The sequence below is a fragment of the Frateuria sp. Soil773 genome (assembly GCF_001428405.1).
GTDB lineage: Bacteria > Pseudomonadota > Gammaproteobacteria > Xanthomonadales > Rhodanobacteraceae > LMSL01.
In genome coordinates, this window is record NZ_LMSL01000004.1 from 1 (window position 1) to 19,159 (window position 19,159).

Consider the following 19,159-nt stretch of genomic DNA (forward strand, 5'->3'; position numbering starts at 1 on the left):
AAGACCTTTCGTCCCGGGTGAGCCGCCCATTCTACATCCATCTTTCGGTCCGTCAACACCTGCAAGCAATCTTTTTTTGCTGCCGATGTTGCCGTGCGAAGAAGCTGCAGCGGCGGGGCGGCGAATACTAGGTAGGGACCCGTACTTTGGCAAGCGTTTTCGCGAAAATTTTTCGCTGTTTCGCGCAAGCCATTGACCGCACAGGCATCGCCTTCGCCGAGCCTGAGCGCAACGACTCAGGCCGCCGTCAGGCGCACGCGTGCGAAGTTGCGCTTGCCCACCTGCAGCACGCCTTCGAAGCCGGCGTGGAACACGCGCTGCGCGTCCTCGATCACCTGCGCGTCGAGTTTCACCGCGCGCTCTTTCAGCTTGCGGTTCGCCTCCGAGTTGCTGGCGGTGAGCCCGGCCGCGGTGAGCAGCGCGGCCAGCCGCAGGCCATCGGCCGGCACCGGGATGTCTTCCAGCGGCAGCAGCGAGGTATCGCCTTCGCCGCGCACCACCGCATGCCAGCCCGCGATCGCCTGCTCGGCGGCGGCCGCATCGTGGAAGCGCGTGGCGAGTTCGCGCGCGAGGCGCAGCTTGGCGTCGCGCGGATTGAGCGCGCCGCCGGCGACCTCGCGCTTCATCGCGGCCAGCTCATCCAGCGACACCTCGAAGCTGAGCAGCTCGAACCAGCGCCACATCAGCTCGTCGCCGATCTTCATCGTCTTGGTGACGATGTCGATCGCCGGCTCGTTGATGCCGATGTAGTTGCCCAGCGACTTGGACATCTTGTTGACGCCGTCCAGGCCCTCGAGCAGCGGCATGGTGAGCACGATCTGCGGCGGCTGGCCGTGATGCTCCTGCAGCGCGCGCCCCATCAGCAGGTTGAACTTCTGGTCGGTGCCGCCGAGCTCGACGTCGCACTTCAACGCCACCGAGTCGTAGCCCTGCACCAGCGGATAGAGGAATTCGTGGATCGCGATCGGCTGCTGCGCGGCGTAGCGCTTGGCGAAGTCGTCGCGCTCGAGCATGCGCGCCACGGTGTGCTGCGCGGCGAGGCGGATCATGTCGGCGGCGCCCATCTTGCCGAACCACTCGGAGTTGAAGCGCAGTTCGGTCTTCTCGCGGTCGAGCACCTTGTAGACCTGCTCGGCATAGGTCTCGGCGTTGGCGAGCACGTCCTCGCGGGTGAGCGGCTTGCGCGTGACGTTCTTGCCGGTGGGGTCGCCGATCATCCCAGTGAAGTCGCCGATCAGGAAGATCACCTGGTGACCCAGGTCCTGGAACTGGCGCATCTTGTTCAGCAGCACCGTGTGGCCCAGGTGCAGGTCCGGCGCGGTCGGGTCGAAGCCGGCCTTGATGCGCAGCGGGCGCCCGCTCTTCAGGCGCTCGGCCAGTTCCTCCTGCTTGATGATCTCGTCGGCGCCGCGCGCGATGGTGGCCAGCGCCTGCTCAAGCTCGTTCATGCATTCCTCGATTGGTAATAGTTGTCTCGACAGCCAACGCGGTCGCGGCCATACGTGCTCGGCGTTAATTGTGCGTTAATCAGAAACCATGCGCAAACCATTGATGGAAAAGGCGTTGACGCCATTTACACAGGGCCGTTATGGTACGCGACGGTCGTACCGGGCAAGCGCGAGGACACAGGGCAATGAGTGAGGGGACGCAGACAGCGCGTGCGGCGCGCAAGCAGGCCATCCGCCGCAAGGCGCAGCGTCGCCACTCCCACTTCTACGAACGTTGCTCCCACTGGTCCTTCAGCCGCGGCGACAGCGCCGAACCGATCCACTGGCACCGCGAACGCTGGGTGCTCGCCGGCACCGCGCTGCTGATCACCGTGCTTTCCGGCTTCATCATCCCGGCCTGGGCCAGCGCCATGCGGCCGGCGCCGGTTCCCGCCGCGCACGCCCTGTTGCCGCTTGCGCTGCCCAAGGCGCCGGCGTCGGCGATGCAGGCGCCGACGGTGGAAGACTGGCGCATCGTGCAGGTGCAGCCGGGCCAGACACTGTCGGACATCTTCCAGAGCCAGGGCCTGAGCCTGACCGACTTGCAGCGGGTGATCGACGCGGCCGGCAGCGCGAAGAGCGCGTTCCACAACATCCGGCCGCACCAGGAATTCGACTTCCTGCTCGGCAGCGACGGCAGCCTGAAAGGCCTGCGCTTCGACAAGGACCAGTCCAGCCGCGCGATCCTGCGCTTCGACGGCGCCCAGCCGACGCTGGCCCTGCAGCCGCGCGAGATGGAGCAGCGTGAGCACGTCGCCCACGGCAGCATCAGCAGCTCGCTGTTCGCCGCCGGCGCCAAGGCGGGCATGAGCCCGGCGATGGTCGGCAAGCTGGCCGACCTGTTCAAGTACGACATCGATTTCGTGCAGGACCTGCGCGTCGGCGACAGCTTCACCGTGGTCTACGACGACATCTACCGCGACGGCAGCTACTTCGCCGAAGGCGACATCGTCGCCGCCGAATTCGTCAACCAGGGCACGCGCTACACCGCCTACCGCTTCAAGAAGGCCGACGGCAACTACGGCTGGTTCAGCGAGGACGGCCGCCCGATCCAGAAATCCTTCCTGCGCATCCCGGTCGACTTCACCCGCATCTCCTCGCAGTTCAGCGCCGGCCGCATGCATCCCATCCTCGGCAAGATGCGCGCGCACAAGGGCGTCGACTACGCCGCTCCCTCCGGCACGCCGATCCACGCCGCCGGCGACGGCGTGGTGAAATACCGCGGCTGGATGCGCGGCTACGGCAACTTCGTGGTGATCCAGCACAACGGCAGCATCAGCACCGCGTACGGCCACATGTCGCGCTTCGCCAACGAGCGCGTCGGCCAGCGCGTGAGCCAGGGCCAAGTGATCGGCTACGTCGGCATGACCGGCCTGGCCACCGGCCCGCACCTGCACTACGAATTCCGCGTCAACAACGTGCAGCGCGACCCGCAGTCGGTCACCCTGCCCAAGCCCGAGCCGCTGCCCGGCGCACAACTGGCGCGCTTCAAGAGCCAGGTGGTGCAGCCGCAGCTGGCGCGCCTGAAGGCGCTGGACGCGAACATCAAGCTGGCCCGTGCCGGCTCCAGCACGCGCAACGACGATTGAGCCACGCCGCGTGGAGGACGCCGCGGCGCTGTATCTCGGCCTGATTTCCGGCACCAGCGCCGACGGCATCGACGCCGCGCTGGTGTCGTTCGAGCATGGCCTGCCGCACCTGCATGCGGCACTCACCCATCCGTGGCCCGACGCCCTGCGCACCCGCATGCTTGCGATCGCCCAGGGCGAGGAAATGCTGGACCTGGACGCCTTCGGCCGACTGGACGTGGCGATCGGCCGCTGCTTCGCCGACGCCGCGCAGGCCCTGCTCGCGCGCAACGGCACGCCCGCGGCGGCGGTGCGTGCGATCGGCTCGCACGGCCAGACGCTGCGCCACCGCCCTGCCGGCGAATACCCCTTCACGCTGCAACTGGGCGATCCCACGGTGATCGCCGAACGCTGCGGCATCGACGTGGCGGCCGACTTCCGCCGTGCCGACGTCGCCGCCGGCGGCCAGGGCGCGCCCCTGCTGCCTGCCGTACACGCCATGCTGCTCGGCGGCCAGCCGCGCGACCGGGTGGTGCTCAATCTCGGCGGCATCGCTAACATCACGGTGCTGGGTGCCGGCGGCAGCGTATTCGGCTTCGACACCGGCCCCGCGAACGGATTGCTCGATGCGTGGTGCCAGCGCCATCGCGGCGAGCCGTACGACCGCGACGGCGCCTTCGCCGCGAGCGGCCGCTGCGACCCGGCCCTGCTCGAATCCCTGCTGGCGGACGGCTATTTCGCCCTGCCGCCGCCGAAAAGCACCGGGCGCGAACACTTCCACCTCGCCTGGCTGGAGCGGCAGCCGCGGCTGGCCGCGCTCGCTCCCGCCGACGTGCAGGCCACCCTGCTGGAACTGTCCGCGCGCAGCATCGCCGAGGCGACCGCGCGCCATGCGGCCGGCGCCGCCGACGTACTGGCCTGCGGCGGCGGCGTGCACAACCCGGTGCTGATGCGGCGGCTGGGCGAGCTGCTGCAGCCGCGCGCACTGGACAGCACCGCCCGGTTCGGCATCGACCCGGACTATCTCGAAGCCATCGCGTTCGCCTGGCTCGCGCGCCAGCGCATCCTGGGCCTGCCCGGCAACCTGCCGGCGGTGACCGGTGCGCGCGGCCCGCGCGTGCTCGGCGCGCTGCACCTGGCGCCGGCTGCCGCGACAGGCTGAGGGTTACTCCCGCGCGGGCGCCAACTGGGTCGGCTGGGTCACCGACAGCGCCTGCACGGCCTCCTGGAAGACCGCCTTCTCCCTGGCGTCCCATTGCCCCGCCAACACGAGGTTGCCGGGATCGAGCATGGTCTCGGTGAAGATCTGCCCGGCCGCGCTCATGCCCAGGCCGTTGCGCAAGGCGTTGAGCACGACATCATTGATCGACCACTGCCGCTCCTTGGCCAGCGATTTGATCCGCTCGGCCATGAGGCTGTCGATATGGCGTATGACGATATCCGGCACGTGCGTCGCTCCGTATAACGCAGGCCCCCGTGTGGCCGGATGGTTGCACAACCGCGCGGCGGCGCGCGACCGCCGCCGCCATTCCTGCGGAGAACTTGGCAGGTCGGCTGTGACCGGCTTGGCGCAAGGCGACGGAACGGATCGGCCCAGCGCCTATTCCGCGGGAGCGGTAGCGGCCGACAAGCGCTCGGCGGCACGGAAACGCGGCGACAGGTAGGCGAACAGCGCCATCGCCGGCAGGACCGCCAGCACGGTGATGACGAAGTAGCCGCCGTAGCCGGTGGCCGTGGCGATGCCGCCGGCGAAGAAGCCCAGCAGCTTGCCCGGCAGGTTGACCAGCGAGCTGAGCAGGGCGTACTGCGTCGCGGTGTGCTGGCGGTTGACCAGCGACGACAGGAACGCCACCGTTGGCGGCCCCAGCATGCCCAGGGTTAGGTTCTCGCCGGAGATCACCAGGGTCAGCACGGCCAGGTTGCCCGGCCATGCGATCAGCAACAGGTACAGCAGGTTGCTGCAGCCGCACAGCACGATGGTGACGCCGAGCGGTCGCCACGCGCCCCAGCGCGCCACCGCAGCGCCGCCGAGGAACACGCCGACGATGCCGATCCAGACGCCGTAGATCTTGGTGATCGCGCCGATCTCGGTCTTGGAGAAGCCCATGTCGCGGTAGAACGGGCTCATGATGCCGCCAATGGTGGCCTGCTCGGGCATCTTGAACAGCAGCAGGAACAGCAGGATCACCCCGGCCAGCCACCAGCCGTAGCGGCGGAAGAAATCCGCGAACGGGTCGATCACGCCTTCGCGCATCGCATCGCGCCAGCGCGCCGGCCGGTGCCGCAGCACGTCGGGTTCGCGTGCCATCAGCGTGGTGGCAACCGGCACGGCCATCGCCAGCGCCATCACCACGTAGACCATCCGCCACGGCAGGTGATCGGCGAGGATCAGCGCCACCGCGCCGGCCAGCAGCAGGCCGATGCGGTAGCCCAGCGCATAGGTGGCGACCAGCGCGCCCTGCGCCTCGATCGGCGCGATCTCGATGCGGTAGGCGTCCACCGCGATGTCCTGGGTGGCGCCGAAGAAGGCCACCACCAGGGTCGCCGCGACGAACGGCGCCAGTTGCGCCGGCGTCAGCAGCGCCATCGCCAGCAGGCCGGCGAGCACGCTCAACTGCGCGAACAGCAGCCAGCCGCGGCGCTGGCCCAGCCGCGCGAAGCCGGGAATCCGCCAGTGGTCGAGCAGCGGCGCCCACAGGAACTTGAACGCGTAGGTCATGCCGGCGCTGGCGATCATGGTGATCTCCGCCAGCTTGATGCCGTTTTCCTTCAGCCAGTACGCCAGGGTGCCGGCCACCAGCAGGAACGGCAGGCCGGAGGAGAAGCCGAACAGGAACATCGTCCACGCCGCCGGCTGCGCGAACGCCCGCCACACCGAAGGCTTCGCCGGGCGGGGCGCCACCGGCTCAGTCGGCATAGTCGACCGTGTAGGGCGCGTGGTCGGAGAAGCGTTCGTCGCGATAGATCGAACAGCCCTTCAGGCGCTCGCGCAGCGAGGGCGACACCACCTGGTAGTCGATGCGCCACCCCACGTTGTTGGCGCGCGCCTGGCCGCGGTTCGACCACCAGGTGTATTCCACCGCGTCGGGCTTGATCGCGCGGAAGCTGTCGACCCAGCCGCGCTGGTGGAACAGCAGGTCGAGCCAGGCGCGCTCCTCCGGCAGGCAGCCGGAGTTCTTCTGGTTGGACGACCAGTTCTTGATGTCGTTCTTGGTGTGGACGATGTTCCAGTCGCCGCAGATCACGTAGTCGCGGCCGCTCTTCAGCCAGGCGTCGAAGATCGGGGTGATCCACTCCATCGCCTTGAACTTGAACTGCTGGCGCTCGTCGCCGGAGGAGCCGGACGGGAAGTACAGCGACACCACCGAGAGGTTGCCGAAGCGCGCCTCGATGTAGCGCCCCTCGTTGTCGAACGCGTCCCAGCCCAGCTCGGTCAGCACCTGGTCGGGCTCGCGCCTGGCGTAGATCGCCACGCCGCTGTAGCCCTTCTTGCTGCTGGCGTCGCGGTAGAAACAGTGGTGGCCGTCGGGGCGGAACATCGCATCGGTCAACTGGCCTTCCTGCGCCTTGGTCTCCTGCAGGCAGACCACGTCGGCGTCCTGCCCGCGCAGCCATTCGAACACGCCCTTGGTCGCGGCCGAGCGGATGCCGTTGGCGTTGAGGCTGATGATGCGCATGCGGGCTCCGGCGATGGACGGGTGACGTGATGGGGCATCATAACAACCATGTCCACGCCGCCCATCCTCCGCGTCGGCCCCGTCACTCCCGCGCTGCGCGAGGCCGTGCTGCGGCTGCGCGTGCGGCCGGAGCAGGACGCCTTCGTCAGCCCGCCGTCCGCCACCCTGGCGGACGCCGAGCAATGCCCCGGCAGCGAGCCGATGGCGATCCTGCTGGACGATGCAGTGGTGGGGTATTACCGCATCGAACGCAGCGCACGCACGCTCACCGGCCGCGACGGCGACGCCGACGCATTGGGCCTGCGCTCGTTCCAGCTCGACGCCGCCTGGCAGGGTCGCGGCCTCGGCGACCGGGCCATGGCCGCCGTACTCGACGATCTCGCGCTGCGCCACGCCGGCGCGCGCCGGCTGCTGCTCACGGTGAACTGCGACAACGCCGCAGCGCTGGCGCTGTACCTGCGGCACGGCTTCGTCGACGACGGCGGGCTGTACCATGGCGGCCGTTCCGGGCCGCAGCACGTGCTGTGGCGCCCCCTGCCCTGACGAGAGTCTCCATGCACGACTACCAGCGCGACTTCATCGAACTCACCCTGCGGCGCGAAGTGCTGCGCTTCGGCGAGTTCACCCTGAAATCCGGGCGGCAGAGCCCGTACTTCTTCAACATGGGCCGGATCGACTCCGGCGCCGCGCTGGCCCAGCTCGGCCGCGCCTACGCGGCTGCCGTGGCGAATTCGGGGCTTGCCGTCGACATGCTGTTCGGCCCCGCCTACAAGGGCATCGCGCTGGCCGCGGCCACCGCCATCGCGCTGGCCGACCGGCACGACCGCGACCTGCCCTGGGCATACAACCGCAAGGAGGCGAAGGACCACGGCGAAGGCGGCGTGCTGGTCGGCGCGCCGCTCGAAGGCCGCGTGCTGATCGTGGACGACGTGATGACCGCCGGTACCGCCGTGCGCGAATCGCTGGCGCTGATCCGCGCGCACGGCGCGGAGCCGGCCGGCGTGCTGATCGCGCTGGACCGCCAGGAGCGCGGCCAGGGCGAACGCTCCGCCGCGCAGGAAGTGGCGGCCGACTACGACATCCCGGTGATCGCCATCACCACCCTGGACGACGTGCTGAGCTACGCCGGCGAGCGCCCGGAACTGGCCGCCGAGCACGCACGGCTGCTGGCCTACCGCGAACGCTACGGCGTCTGAGCCGGCCATGGCGCCTCCGCTCCCCGGAACCCGCGCACGCCGGCCTTCGCCGGCGGCGGCCGGCACCGCGTCGCGGGGCACGACGCCGCGCGCATTCCTGCGCCTTCTGGGCTGGCATACTGCCGCCCAGAAGGGGGGATCCATGCGCAAGTTATGTTTTGCCGCCGCGACGCTCGGGCTGATCGCGGCACAGCTCGGTTATGCCCAGAACGGCGGCGGCATCCGCTACAAGTGGCGCGACGCACAGGGCCTGCCGCACTACAGCGACAGCCTCACCGGCGACGCGATGAAATACGGCTACGACCTGGTCAACGACCAGGGCATGGTGATCCAGCACGTGCAGCGCCAGCTCAGCACGGAGGAGCGCGCGGCGGCCCGGCAGCAGGCGGCCCAGCAGGCGGCGCAGGAGCGCGCCGTCCAGGAGCGCGCCCGCAGCGAGGTGCAGATGCTCAACGCCTACCCCACCGAGGCGGCGTTCAGGCAGGCGCAGAAGCAGGAGCTGGACACGCTCGACCAGCAGATGAGCACGACCCGGATCAACCTGCACAGCCAGGAAAAGGCGCTGGCCGACCTGCTCGCGCGCGCCGCCGACCTCGAGCGCGCCAAGCAGGCGGTGCCGAAATACCTGGCCGACAGCATCGCGCAGCAGCGTGCCGTGGTCGCCAACCAGCGCGCCACGCTGGAACGCCAGCAGGCGGCGCGCGACCTCGCCGAGCAGCAGGCGGCGAAGCGGCTGCAACGCTACCGCGAGCTGCGCGACGCGCAGCAGCAGCCCGGCGCTTGAATCTCAGCTGCCGGCGCCATCCTGAGAGCCTGTTCCCTGCATGAAGCGTCATCCCAGCGGCTCTCAACGGCCGAAGGGCCGTTCAAGCTGGGATCCAGTGTCTTTGGAGCTTTGGAGCATCAAGTCACTGGATTCCTGCTTGACCAGCCCTTCGGCTGTTGAAAAGCGCCTCGCAGGAATGANCAGGCCGGTTGGACCGACGGGCAGAGCGTGAACGGGTACCAGGGCGCGCCGGCGCCGGATCGGCTCTCGCTCCCCGTTTAACCAGCCAGCCTCCTTAAACCGGCTGCCTCAGAACGGCAGCTTGAGCGCCGGATCGACCGCGAACAACTGCTCGCGGAACACCTGCTGGATCCGCTTGAGCGCCGCTGCGTTGTCCGCATCGAAGCGCAGCACCAGCACCGGCGTGGTGTTGGAGGCGCGTACCAGGCCCCAGCCGTCCGGCCAGTCGGCGCGCACGCCGTCGATGGTCACCAGGGTGGCGTCGCCGAACTGCGCCTGCTCCTTGAACCGCTCGATGAAGCGGTAGTGCTCGCCCTCGGCCAGCTCGATCTTCAGCTCCGGCGTGGACACGCCCTTCGGGCAGGTGGCGAAGATCTGCTCCGGCGTGCGCCCTTCCGGGTCGCCGGCGAGGATCTCCAGCAGGCGCGCGCCGGCGTAGATGCCGTCGTCGAAGCCGTACCAGCGTTCCTTGAAGAAGAAATGGCCGCTCATCTCGCCGGCCAGCTCGGCCTGCGTCTCGCGCATCTTCGCCTTGATCAGCGAATGGCCGGTGCGCCACATCAGCGGACTGCCGCCCGCCTCGAGGATCTGCCCCCGCAGGTGGCCGGTGCACTTCACGTCGTAGATCACGGTGGCGCCGGGCTGGCGCGACAGCACGTCGCGCGCGAACAGCATCAGGGTGCGGTCGGGGAACACGATCTCGCCCTCCCGCGTCACCACGCCCAGGCGGTCGCCGTCGCCGTCGAACGCCACGCCAAGATCCGCGCCGGTCTGCCTCACCGCCAGGATCAGGTCTTCCAGGTTGTGCGGGTCCGACGGGTCCGGGTGGTGGTTCGGGAAATGGCCGTCCACCTCGCAGTACAGCGGAATCACCTCGCAGCCGATGCCTTCGAGCACCTGCGGCGCCACCGCGCCGGGAATGCCGTTGCCGCAGTCGACCACCACCTTCAGGCTGCGCTCGGCCTGCACGTCCGAGACGATCCGCTCGATGTAGTCCGGCACCACATCGAGCTGGCGCAGGCCGCCCTCGCCGCCGCTCTCCAGCGTCCCGCCGGCGATGCGCCGGTACAGGTCCTTGATCGCTCCCTCGGACAGCGTCTCGCCGCCCACCACGATCTTGAAGCCGTTGTAGTCGGGCGGGTTGTGGCTGCCGGTCACCGCCACGCAACTGCCGGTGTTGAAGCGGTAGGCGGCGTAGTAGATCACCGGGGTCGGGGCGGCGCCGACGTCGATCACGTCGATGCCGGCCGCGCGCAGGCCCTCGGACAGCGCGCCGGCCAGCTCCGGGCCGGACAGGCGGCCGTCGCGGCCCACCACGATCTCGCGCAGGCCCTTCTCTCGCATCAACGTGCCGATCGACTGGCCCAGCAGCTTCGCCACTTCGCTGGTCAGCGACTTGCCGACCACGCCACGCACGTCGTAGGCGCGGAAGATGCTGGGGTCGATCTCGGCCGGGCTGACAGCCGGCGGCTTCGCCGCGGCGCGCACGGGCGCCTTCGCGGGGGCGGGCTTGCTTTCGATCACATCGGACAACTTCGTTTCCTCGGGTTCGGAAAGGTCTTCCACGCGCACGCGCGGATGCATGCGCAGCCACAACAGGTACAGCCCGCCGCCGAGGCCGAGCAGCGACAGCAGCGCCGCCAGCGGCCACGCCCGCGGCAGCACGATGAAGGCAACCGGCAGGCCGGCGCCCACGGTGAACGTGCTGCCCGGCACCGGCCTGGCGGCCGGCTCGGCTTCCGCCGATGCCACGCCGTGGGACAGCAGGCGCACTTCGTTGCGGTCGTCGCCCTGGCGCAGATCCAGTCTGCCACCGCCCGCCGGAATCGCCTCGAAACGCCGCTGCAGCGGCCCGAACGGCAATTCCACCCACAGCCACGCCACGGGCCTGGCCGCCTGGCCCAGCGGCAGGGCCAGGCTCAGCCGCCGCTCGCCGTTGCCGGCGCCGACGGTCTGCATCGGGGTCGCGCCGTCGGCCATCTGCGCCGCCATCAACTGGGCCGCCTTGGCGTAGCCGAATTCGCGGTAGTTGACGTGCAGCACCTCGTCCAGGCCGCCGCTGTAGAGCTCCACCGCCAGCGCCTGGGGCAGGCGCTGGCGCAGCGTGGCGAGCAGCGCCGCGCGGTCGCCCTGCAGGCTGGCCGGATCGAGCGCGGCCACGGCCTGCTCGACCGGCTTGCGCTGCACGGCAAGTTCCGCCGCCAGTGCCTGCACGGCCTGCTCCTGCGCCGCGTGGACGCGGTCGACCGCGCGACCTTCGCCGGCGATCAGCCAGGTCTGCCAGACGCAGAACAGGCCGAGCAGCAGCAGCAGGGTGCCGCCGGCCAGGGGCAGCAGGCTTTGCCACTCGACCTGTGCGCGCGAACCGCGCCTTCCAGCCATCTTCGTCTGCATGCCTGCCCCCAGCAGATGGAAACGGGCCGGCGGCGGCGCGGCAGCGCCTGCCATCCGGCCACCTAGTTGATACCGGTGGAGCCGAACCCGCCCTCGCCCCGCTGCGACGGCGCGAACTCCGCCACCCGCTTCAGCCGGGCCTGCGCCACCGGCACCAGCAGCAGTTGGGCGATGCGGTCGCCCACTGCGATGGTGTACGGCTGCTGGCCGCGGTTCCAGCAGGAGATCATCAGCGGCCCCTGGTAGTCGGCATCGATCACGCCGACCAGGTTGCCCATCACCAGGCCGTGCTTGTGCCCCAGGCCCGAGCGCGGCACGACCAGCGCGCACCAGCCCGGGTCGCCGATGTGGATCGCGATGCCGCTGGGCACCAGCGCGCTTTCGCCCGGCTGCAAGGTCAGCGGGGCGTCGATCGCCGCGCGCAGGTCCATGCCGGCGCTGCCGGCGGTGGCGGCCTCGGGCAGCGGGATCGTGTCGCCCAGGCGCGGGTCGAGGATCTTCAGCTCCACCTCGATCGCGGCCGCCGTCATGCGCGCGCCGCCCGGTAGCGTTCGGCGATCGTGGCGACCAGTTGGCGCGCCAGCGCCTCCTTCGGCGCGCGCGGCAGCTCCGCCGAGCCGTCGGCCCAGTACAGGCTCAGAGCGTTGTCGGCGGCCTCGAAGCCGAGGCCGTCGCCGACCCGGTTGGCGGCAATCATGTCCAGTCCCTTGCGCTGCAGTTTGGCGCGCGCGTAGTCGGCCACATCATGCGTCTCGGCGGCAAAGCCGACCAGGAAGGGCCGCACGCTTTGCGCCGACAGGCCGGCGAGGATGTCCGGGTTCTCCGTCAGTTGCAGGGTGAGCGGCGTGCCCGCCTGCTTCTTCAGCTTGCGCTCGGCGACCTGGGCCGGTCGGTAGTCGCCGACCGCCGCCGCGGCGATGTAGATGTGCGCCGTCGCGGCGGCCGCCTGCACCGCCGCCTGCATCTGCGCGGCGCTGCGCACGTCGATCCGCTGCGCCACGCCGGCCGGGGTGGCCAGGTTCACCGGCCCGGCGACCAGGGTGACCGCGGCGCCGGCCTCGGCGGCGGCGGCGGCGATCGCGAAGCCCATCCGCCCGGAACTGCGGTTGCCGATGAAGCGCACCGGGTCGATGTCCTCGTAGGTGGGCCCGGCGCTGACCACCACCTGCAGCCCCTGCAGCTCGCCATGGCCGAACGAGGCGGCGATCGCGTCGCGAAGCTCGTGCGGCTCGAGCATCCGCCCCGAGCCGACGTCGCCGCAGGCCTGCTCGCCGGCGGCCGGGCCGAGCAGGTGCACGCCGCGGCTGCGCAGGGTGTCCACGTTCGCCTGCACCGCCGGATGCGCCCACATCTGCTGGTTCATCGCCGGCGCGACGTACAGCGGCGCGGCGCTGGCCAGGCACAGCGTGGTCAGCAGGTCGCCGGCCTGGCCGTGCGCGAGCCGGGCGATCAGGTCGGCACTGGCCGGGGCGATCAGGATCCGCTCCGCCCAGCGCGCCAGCTCGATGTGGCCCATCGCCGCCTCGGCGCTTTCGTCCCACAGCGAGATGCGCACCGGCTGGCCGGACAGCGCCTGGAACGTGGCGGCGCCGACGAAATGGGTGGCGCTCTCGGTCATCACCACGCGGACCTCGGCGCCGAGGTCGCGCAGGCGGCGGACCAGTTCGCACGATTTGTAGGCGGCGATGCCGCCCGATACGCCGAGCAGGATGCGACGGTGGGCTAGTTGCATGTAAGTCAGGCCTGACGAGCTGGCAGACGGCTAGCTTACCGGATTCATGCGCCGCGCCCGCTGCCCGCCGGACCGGCCGGCGGCCATGCTGGGCGGCATGAGCATCCGTCACTGGCCCGAAGGCGAACGCCCCCGCGAGAAGCTACTGGCGCGCGGCAGCGCCACCCTGTCCGACGCCGAACTGCTGGCGGTCCTGCTCGGCAGCGGCGTGCCCGGCAAGGACGCGATCGCCCTGGGCCGCGAGCTGCTGCAGGGCGCGGGCAGCCTCGCCGCCCTGCTCGGCCAGCCGGACCGGAACATCCGCGCGACCGGGCTGGGCCCGGCCAAGCGCGCAAGGATTGCCGCCGCGCTGGAACTGGCCCGCCGCAGCCTCGCCGAGCAGCTCGCCGAGCGTCCCAGCCTGGGCAATCCGCGCGACAGCGGCGACTATCTCCGCGCGCGTCTGCGCCACCTGCCCTATGAAGTGTTCGCCTGCCTGTACCTGGACAACCGCCACCGGGTGCTGGCGTTCGAGGAACTGTTCCGCGGCACCATCGACGGCGCCAGCGTGCATCCACGCGAGGTGGTCCGGGCCTGCCTGCGGCACAACGCCTGCGCGGTGATCTTCGCGCACAACCACCCCAGCGGGGTGGCCGAGCCGAGCAGCGCCGACCGCACCATCACCCACGAACTGCGCGACGCGCTGCAACTGGTCGGCGTGCGGGTACTCGACCACCTGGTGATCGGGCACGACGAGCCGGTCTCGATGGCCGCGCGCGGCCTGCTCTGAGCCGCCCGCAAACCCTGGGCCGTCCACAAAAAAAGTGACGGCGCGGTGGGGAAGCCGCGCCGTCGGTCGCTACCGGGGAGGTGTGCCGACCGTATCGCCGACGGGGAGGGTGCCGGGGATACCCAGCCAGTGTGCATCTGCCGCATGACAGGCGGATGACCGGACCGCCGCTTCATCCATGGCCGCCAAACCGCGGAAACTTATGCACAAACGCGAGCCATCGGCACTTGCGGCCAGGAGCTGTCCCTTCGCCTCAGGCATCAAATACAACTTATTGAAAATGCTTTGTTATTTTGCCTTTACCCGAAGCTTTTCACCATTTCTCATCCCCTCCGCGCGCCGGCCGGCGACATTCCCCACAGACTTATCCACAAGCTTGCCCACCGCGGCGCAGCATGCGGTCGGCCGTCGCGGCTCGCGCGGCCGGCCCGGAAACGTCCGGAAAGCCGCCCTCGCCGCGTCCCGGACGACCGGTGGCGCTCTGTTAGAATGATCGGTTCCATCGCCGTCCCGACCCTCCCGTGAAGCAACCGCTGCGCGAACTGCTGCTTGAAGCCATCCGCGCCTTGCAGGCCGATGCCGTCCTGCCCGCCGGGCTGGACGTGCCCGACTTCGTGATCGAGCGCGCGCGCAGCCGCGACCATGGCGACTTCGCCAGCAACGTGGCGATGCTGCTGGCCCGGCACGTCCCGAGCCCTGCCGAAGGGCAGGCGCGGGCCAGACCGCGCGAGCTGGCCGAAAAGCTGGTCGCCGCGCTGCCGGCGAACGCGCTGGTGGAAAAGGTGGAGATCGCCGGCCCCGGCTTCATCAACTTCTTCCTCGCCCCCGCCGCGTACCACGCCGAGCTGCGCCGGATACTGGCCGAGGGCGACGCCTACGGCCGCAACGATGCCGGCGGTGGCAGGACGGTGGGCGTGGAATTCGTCTCGGCCAATCCCACCGGCCCGCTGCACGTGGGCCACGGCCGCGCCGCGGCGATCGGCGACTGCCTGAGCCGCCTGCTCGAGGCCACCGGCTGGGATGTGAAGCGCGAGTTCTACTACAACGACGCCGGCGCGCAGATCGCCAACCTGGCCGTCTCGGTGCAGGCGCGCGCGCGCGGGATCACCCCGGACGACAGCCACTGGCCGGAAAGCGGCTACCGCGGCGACTACATCGCCGACGTGGCGCGGGCCTTCCTCGACCGCGAATCGGTGGCGGCCGACGGCCAGACGGTCGCCGGTACCGGCGACGTGGACGACCTCGACGCGATCCGCCGCTTCGCCGTAGCCAGCCTGCGCCGCGAGCAGGACCTGGACTTGCAGGCGTTCGGCGTCCGCTTCGACACCTATTTCCTGGAATCGTCGCTGTACGCCGACGGCAAGGTGGAGGAAACCGTGCGCGAGCTGGTCGCGCATGGCCACACCTACGAGGAGGGCGGCGCGCTGTGGCTGCGCAGCACCGACTTCGGCGACGACAAGGACCGCGTGATGCGCAAGTCCGACGGCAGCTACACCTATTTCCTGCCGGACGTGGCCTACCACCTCAGCAAGTGGCAGCGCGGCTACCGGCGCGCGATCACCGAGCTGGGCTCGGACCACCACGGCTCGCTGGCCCGGGTGAGGGCCGGCCTGCAGGCGCTGGACGCCGGGATCCCCGAAGGCTGGCCCGAATACGTGCTGCACCAGATGGTGACGGTGATGCGCGGCGGCGAGGAGGTGAAGATATCCAAGCGCGCCGGCAGCTACGTCACCCTGCGCGACCTGATCGACGAGGTTGGCCGGGACGCCACGCGCTATTTCCTGATCTCGCGCAAGGCCGACTCGCAACTGGTGTTCGACATCGACCTGGCCCGCTCGCAGTCGAACGACAACCCGGTCTACTACATCCAGTACGCCCATGCGCGCGTCTGCAGCGTGCTGCGCCAGGCCGTCGAGAAAGGGTTCACGTTCGACCTGCACAATGGCTTGGCGCAGTTGACGCGGCTGGACAACGAACACGAGCGGATCCTGCTGACCGAGCTGTCGAAATACCCCGAGCAGGTCGAGGCCGCCGCGGCGAACCTCGAACCGCACGTGATCGCCAACTGGCTGCGCGAACTGGCAAATGCGTTCCATGCCTACTACAACTCGCACCAGTTCCTGGTCGGGGATGCCGCGCTGCGCGACACGCGGCTGGCGCTGGTGGTGGCGACGCGGCAGGTACTGAAGAATGGTCTGAATTTGCTGGGCCTCGGCGCCCCGGAGAGCATGTAATGGCAGCACGCAAGGGCAAGGGCCGGCAGGCCGTGCGCAACAACAGCGGCGGGATTCCGGGCTGGGTCTGGGCGATCGTCGGCATCGTCGTGGGCGTGTTGCTGATGGTGGTGCTGACGCGCAAGTCGCTGCTGCCGATGGCACCCACCGGGCCGCAGGCCAACCCGCAGGCCACCGCCCAGCGCGGCAGCGACGCGGGGCTGGAGCCGGCGGCCGGCGAGAGCGCGCCGAAGAAGCCGCAGTACGACTTCTACTCCGTGCTCTCGGAGAAGGAAGTGCGCATCCCGGACGAGCAGATCAGCGCGCAGGCGCGCGCCGAGCAGCAGCAGAAGCAGCTCGCCGCGCAGCAGGCGCAGGCGGCGGCCCAGCAGGCCGCGCAGCCGCCGGCCGGCGCTCCGGCCAACGCGCCGGCCGCGGTCAGCGAGAACATCACCGCCGCTCCCGCCGCCGCCGCGCAGCCGGCAGCCGCCGGCAGCGGCTACCTGCTGCAGGTCGGCGCCTTCCCCAGCGCCGCCGACGCGGAAACCCTCAAGGCCAAGCTGGCCATGCAGGGCTTCGTCGCCAACGTCGCCACGGTCAACGTCAACGGCCAGGCCTACAACCGCGTGCGCCTCGGCCCGTTCCGCTCCGCCACCGAACTGGAGGCGACCAAGCAGCGCCTCGCCTCGGCCGGTATCAAGGCGATCGCGTTGAAGGAAGGCCGCTAAGAGCCTGTCCTAGAGTCTTCCTGTCGGACCGGATCCCCTTCCCCTCATGCTCCCCGCTCGTCATTCCTGCGGAAGCAGGAGGCGCTTTTCAACAGCCGAAGGGCTGGTCATCCAGTGACTTTCTTTTCCAAAACCTAGAGGCACTGGATCCCAGCTTTTGCTGGGATGACGCCCCGTAGGGATACCTGGGAGACTTTGAGCAAGCTCAAAGGGAAAGCCGCTTACGCCGGACGCAAAAAGGCCGCGCCGATGCGCGGCCTTTTCGTTTGCGCGGCTTGCTTGCGCGGGCCGGTCAGCGCTTGCGCTTCAGCCGGATCAGCGCCGAGATGTCGTCGTCGCCGTAGCCCTGGCTCATCAGCTCGGCGTAGTCGGCGAGCGAACGCGCGATCACGCCGCGCGCGGTGCCCGCCTGTTCGGCGATGCCGTGCACGATGCCCAGGTCCTTGTGCAGCAGCGACAGCTTGAAGCCGACCGCGAACTCGTCGCGCAGCATGGTGGCGCCGCGCTTGTCCAGGAACCAGTTGCCGGCGGCGCCGGCGCCCAGGGTGGGGATCAGCCGCTCCGGATCGAGCCCGAGCGCCTCGCCCAGCGCCAAGCCCTCGCACACCGCCTGGGCGATGCCGGCGACCAGCACCTGGTTGACCGCCTTGGTGGCCTGGCCGGCGCCGACGCCGCCGAGATGGGTGACGCGCAGCGCATAGGCTTCCAGCACCGGGTGCGCCCGCTCCAGCACGCCGGCATCGCCGCCGACCATCACTGACAGCTTGCCGTTCTTCGCGCCTTCCACGCCGCCGGATACCGGCGCGTCGAGGAAATGCGCGCCGGCCGCGGCGAGCTTCGCCGCCGCACGCTTCGCGGTATCCGGCGCCACGGTGGAATGGTCGATCACGATGGCGCCCGGCCGCAGGTGCGGCGCCAGCGCGTCGACCGTGGCGATCACGTCGGCGTCGGCGGTGACGCACAGCGCGACCACCTCGCATTGCGCGGCAAGCTCGGCCAGCGTGGCCGGCGCGGCGACGCCCAGTTCGCGCGCCAGCGCGTCGGCCTTGGCCTGCGTGCGGTTGGCCACCGCATGCAGCAGGCCCTTCGACCTGAGATGGCCGGCCATCGGCGCGCCCATCGCGCCGAGTCCGATGAAGGCTGCCTTGAGGGTCATGCGGAGTCCTTGGGAATGCCGGGGGAGGCGATGGCGCATTATCGCGGCAGGCGGGCCTACGTGTCGGCTCGGTGCACGTCGTGGGTCACGAAGGGAGCGTCGGGGCCGGGCGCGGCCAGCCATTGCGGGTGCGCCAGCGTGTGGCGCATGTCGTCCAGCCCGCTCTGCCAATGGCCGTGCATGCTGGCGGCGCTGAACTCGTAGTCCTTGTAGTGGCCCTCGTAGGGCTTGTCGCGGTAGATCAGGTGGACCACGTTGGTCAGCGCGGTGGCGGCGCGCGCCTCGGCGCGCCGGTAGGCCGGGTCGCCGCGGCGTTCCTCGGGCACCAGCGCCATCAGGTCGTGCAGCAGGCGGCGCTGTTCCTGCGTGCGCCGCATGAACTCGGTGACCAGGCGGGTGCGGCTGGAATACTGGATCTCCTTGCTGCGCTCGGCTACCTGCGCCAGGTCGCGCGGCAGGTTGCCGTGCGCGCTCCACAGGTCGACTTGGAACACCAGCGCGTCGCGGCCGGGCCGCTCACTCAGCACCTTGTACAGCGGCGTGTTGGAGACCATGCCGCCGTCCCAGTAGAACTCGCCGTCGATCTCCACCGCGGGGAACCCCGGCGGCAGCGCGCCGGAGGCCATGAAGTGCTCGGGCCGCAGGGTGTCGCGGGTATTGTCGAAATAGGTGAAATCGCCGGTGCGCACGTTCACCGCACCCACCGACACGCGCATGCCGCGCGCGTCGTTGATGCGGTCGAAATCGGCCAGCCGCTCCAGGGTGGCGCGCAGCGGCGCGGTGTCGTACCAGCTCGCGGTGGCGGGGCTGGCGTGCCACGGCAGCAACGGCGCCAGCCGCGGCTGGAAGAAGCCGGCCTGGCCCTCGGTCAATGCGCGCCACGCGGCCAGGCCGCTGAAGCCGTTCTGCCACAGCAGCGGCCATGCGGCCGCGTCGAAGGCGAGCGACGCCGGCAGCAAGGGCGGCTTGCAGATCGTCTCCCAGAACTCGCGCAGCCGCTCGACGCGATGCTCCGGCGCGTTGCCGGCGATGATCGCCGCGTTGAGCGCGCCGATCGAGATGCCGGCCAGCCAGTCCGGCTGCAGCCCGGCCCCGGCCAGCGCCTCGTAGACGCCGGCCTGGTAGGCGCCGAGCGCGCCGCCGCCCTGCAGCACCAGGGCGACGGTGCGGTAGTCGCGCGCCACCGTGTCGGCCAGCGTCGCCTGCGGCGTCGGGCGCTTGGTCGCAGCCACG

The 19,159-nt window shown here is 70.1% G+C and carries 18 protein-coding genes; 9 read left to right on the forward strand and 9 right to left on the reverse strand.

What is annotated here, in order from left to right:
- The coding region (locus tag ASG87_RS20765) for a hypothetical protein (RefSeq protein WP_235499554.1) at nucleotides 1-196 on the forward strand (196 nt) is incomplete at its 5' end.
- A gap of 40 nt (nucleotides 197-236) precedes the next feature.
- Here the strand turns inward: ASG87_RS20765 and tyrS are convergent.
- A complete protein-coding gene (gene tyrS, locus ASG87_RS02785) occupies nucleotides 237-1,448 on the reverse strand; it encodes a tyrosine--tRNA ligase (protein ID WP_056000516.1) in 1,212 nt (403 codons plus the stop codon).
- A 185-nt stretch (nucleotides 1,449-1,633) separates the two neighbouring features.
- On the opposite strand from tyrS, the gene ASG87_RS02790 reads away from it, so the two are divergent.
- Entirely contained in the window at nucleotides 1,634-3,076 is a 1,443-nt protein-coding gene (locus ASG87_RS02790) for a M23 family metallopeptidase (protein ID WP_056000519.1), read from the forward strand.
- A 10-nt stretch (nucleotides 3,077-3,086) separates the two neighbouring features.
- Nucleotides 3,087-4,217 (forward strand): anhydro-N-acetylmuramic acid kinase, encoded by a 1,131-nt coding sequence (locus ASG87_RS02795; RefSeq protein ID WP_056000521.1) that lies wholly within the window; start codon nucleotides 3,087-3,089, stop codon nucleotides 4,215-4,217.
- 3 nt (nucleotides 4,218-4,220) lie between these two features.
- On the opposite strand, the gene ASG87_RS02800 is transcribed toward ASG87_RS02795, so the two are convergent.
- From ASG87_RS02800 to ASG87_RS02810, 3 genes are all read right to left on the reverse strand, one after another.
- A complete protein-coding gene (locus ASG87_RS02800; protein ID WP_056000524.1) occupies nucleotides 4,221-4,502 on the reverse strand; it encodes a hypothetical protein in 282 nt (93 codons plus the stop codon).
- Nucleotides 4,503-4,655: 153 nt separating this feature from the next.
- Nucleotides 4,656-5,894: an MFS transporter gene (locus ASG87_RS02805; RefSeq protein WP_056000774.1), complete on the reverse strand. Its 1,239-nt coding sequence runs from the start codon at nucleotides 5,892-5,894 to the stop codon at nucleotides 4,656-4,658.
- A gap of 67 nt (nucleotides 5,895-5,961) precedes the next feature.
- Complete coding sequence (locus tag ASG87_RS02810; protein ID WP_056000527.1) at nucleotides 5,962-6,732, reverse strand: exodeoxyribonuclease III; 771 nt, start codon at nucleotides 6,730-6,732, stop codon at nucleotides 5,962-5,964.
- A gap of 48 nt (nucleotides 6,733-6,780) precedes the next feature.
- On the opposite strand from ASG87_RS02810, the gene ASG87_RS02815 reads away from it, so the two are divergent.
- The 3 genes from ASG87_RS02815 (at nucleotide 6,781) to ASG87_RS02825 (ending at nucleotide 8,712) form a co-directional block, all read left to right on the forward strand.
- Entirely contained in the window at nucleotides 6,781-7,275 is a 495-nt protein-coding gene (locus tag ASG87_RS02815; RefSeq protein ID WP_056000531.1) for a GNAT family N-acetyltransferase, read from the forward strand.
- A gap of 11 nt (nucleotides 7,276-7,286) precedes the next feature.
- Nucleotides 7,287-7,928 carry an orotate phosphoribosyltransferase gene (gene pyrE, locus ASG87_RS02820; protein WP_056000534.1) on the forward strand — a complete coding sequence of 214 codons (642 nt, stop codon included), beginning with the start codon at nucleotides 7,287-7,289 and terminating at the stop codon, nucleotides 7,926-7,928.
- Nucleotides 7,929-8,070: 142 nt separating this feature from the next.
- Nucleotides 8,071-8,712: a DUF4124 domain-containing protein gene (locus ASG87_RS02825; RefSeq protein ID WP_056000537.1), complete on the forward strand. Its 642-nt coding sequence runs from the start codon at nucleotides 8,071-8,073 to the stop codon at nucleotides 8,710-8,712.
- Nucleotides 8,713-9,003: 291 nt separating this feature from the next.
- On the opposite strand, the gene ASG87_RS02830 is transcribed toward ASG87_RS02825, so the two are convergent.
- The 3 genes from ASG87_RS02830 to coaBC form a co-directional block, all read right to left on the reverse strand.
- Nucleotides 9,004-11,328 carry a phosphomannomutase/phosphoglucomutase gene (locus tag ASG87_RS02830; RefSeq protein ID WP_056000540.1) on the reverse strand — a complete coding sequence of 775 codons (2,325 nt, stop codon included), beginning with the start codon at nucleotides 11,326-11,328 and terminating at the stop codon, nucleotides 9,004-9,006.
- A gap of 62 nt (nucleotides 11,329-11,390) precedes the next feature.
- Nucleotides 11,391-11,858: a dUTP diphosphatase gene (gene dut, locus ASG87_RS02835; RefSeq protein WP_056000542.1), complete on the reverse strand. Its 468-nt coding sequence runs from the start codon at nucleotides 11,856-11,858 to the stop codon at nucleotides 11,391-11,393.
- The gene (coaBC, locus tag ASG87_RS02840; protein ID WP_056000545.1) at nucleotides 11,855-13,060 is read right to left on the reverse strand and encodes a bifunctional phosphopantothenoylcysteine decarboxylase/phosphopantothenate--cysteine ligase CoaBC; all 1,206 of its coding nucleotides are present in this window, start codon (nucleotides 13,058-13,060) and stop codon (nucleotides 11,855-11,857) included. The genes dut and coaBC overlap by 4 nt, the downstream gene beginning before the upstream one ends.
- A gap of 97 nt (nucleotides 13,061-13,157) precedes the next feature.
- Here coaBC and radC point away from each other — a divergent pair, with 97 nt between their 5' ends.
- The 3 genes from radC (at nucleotide 13,158) to ASG87_RS02855 (ending at nucleotide 16,770) form a co-directional block, all read left to right on the forward strand.
- Nucleotides 13,158-13,829 (forward strand): DNA repair protein RadC, encoded by a 672-nt coding sequence (gene radC / locus ASG87_RS02845; RefSeq protein WP_056000777.1) that lies wholly within the window; start codon nucleotides 13,158-13,160, stop codon nucleotides 13,827-13,829.
- Nucleotides 13,830-14,350: 521 nt separating this feature from the next.
- Complete coding sequence (gene argS / locus ASG87_RS02850; protein ID WP_056000548.1) at nucleotides 14,351-16,063, forward strand: arginine--tRNA ligase; 1,713 nt, start codon at nucleotides 14,351-14,353, stop codon at nucleotides 16,061-16,063.
- Nucleotides 16,063-16,770 (forward strand): SPOR domain-containing protein, encoded by a 708-nt coding sequence (locus tag ASG87_RS02855; RefSeq protein WP_056000550.1) that lies wholly within the window; start codon nucleotides 16,063-16,065, stop codon nucleotides 16,768-16,770. The genes argS and ASG87_RS02855 overlap by 1 nt, the downstream gene beginning before the upstream one ends.
- A 292-nt stretch (nucleotides 16,771-17,062) precedes the next feature.
- On the opposite strand, the gene ASG87_RS02860 is transcribed toward ASG87_RS02855, so the two are convergent.
- Together ASG87_RS02860 and ASG87_RS02865 are read right to left on the reverse strand one after the other, a co-directional pair.
- Complete coding sequence (locus ASG87_RS02860; protein WP_056000553.1) at nucleotides 17,063-17,926, reverse strand: NAD(P)-dependent oxidoreductase; 864 nt, start codon at nucleotides 17,924-17,926, stop codon at nucleotides 17,063-17,065.
- A gap of 56 nt (nucleotides 17,927-17,982) precedes the next feature.
- Entirely contained in the window at nucleotides 17,983-19,158 is a 1,176-nt protein-coding gene (locus ASG87_RS02865; RefSeq protein WP_056000556.1) for a patatin-like phospholipase family protein, read from the reverse strand.
- Nucleotide 19,159: the final 1 nt, after the last annotated feature.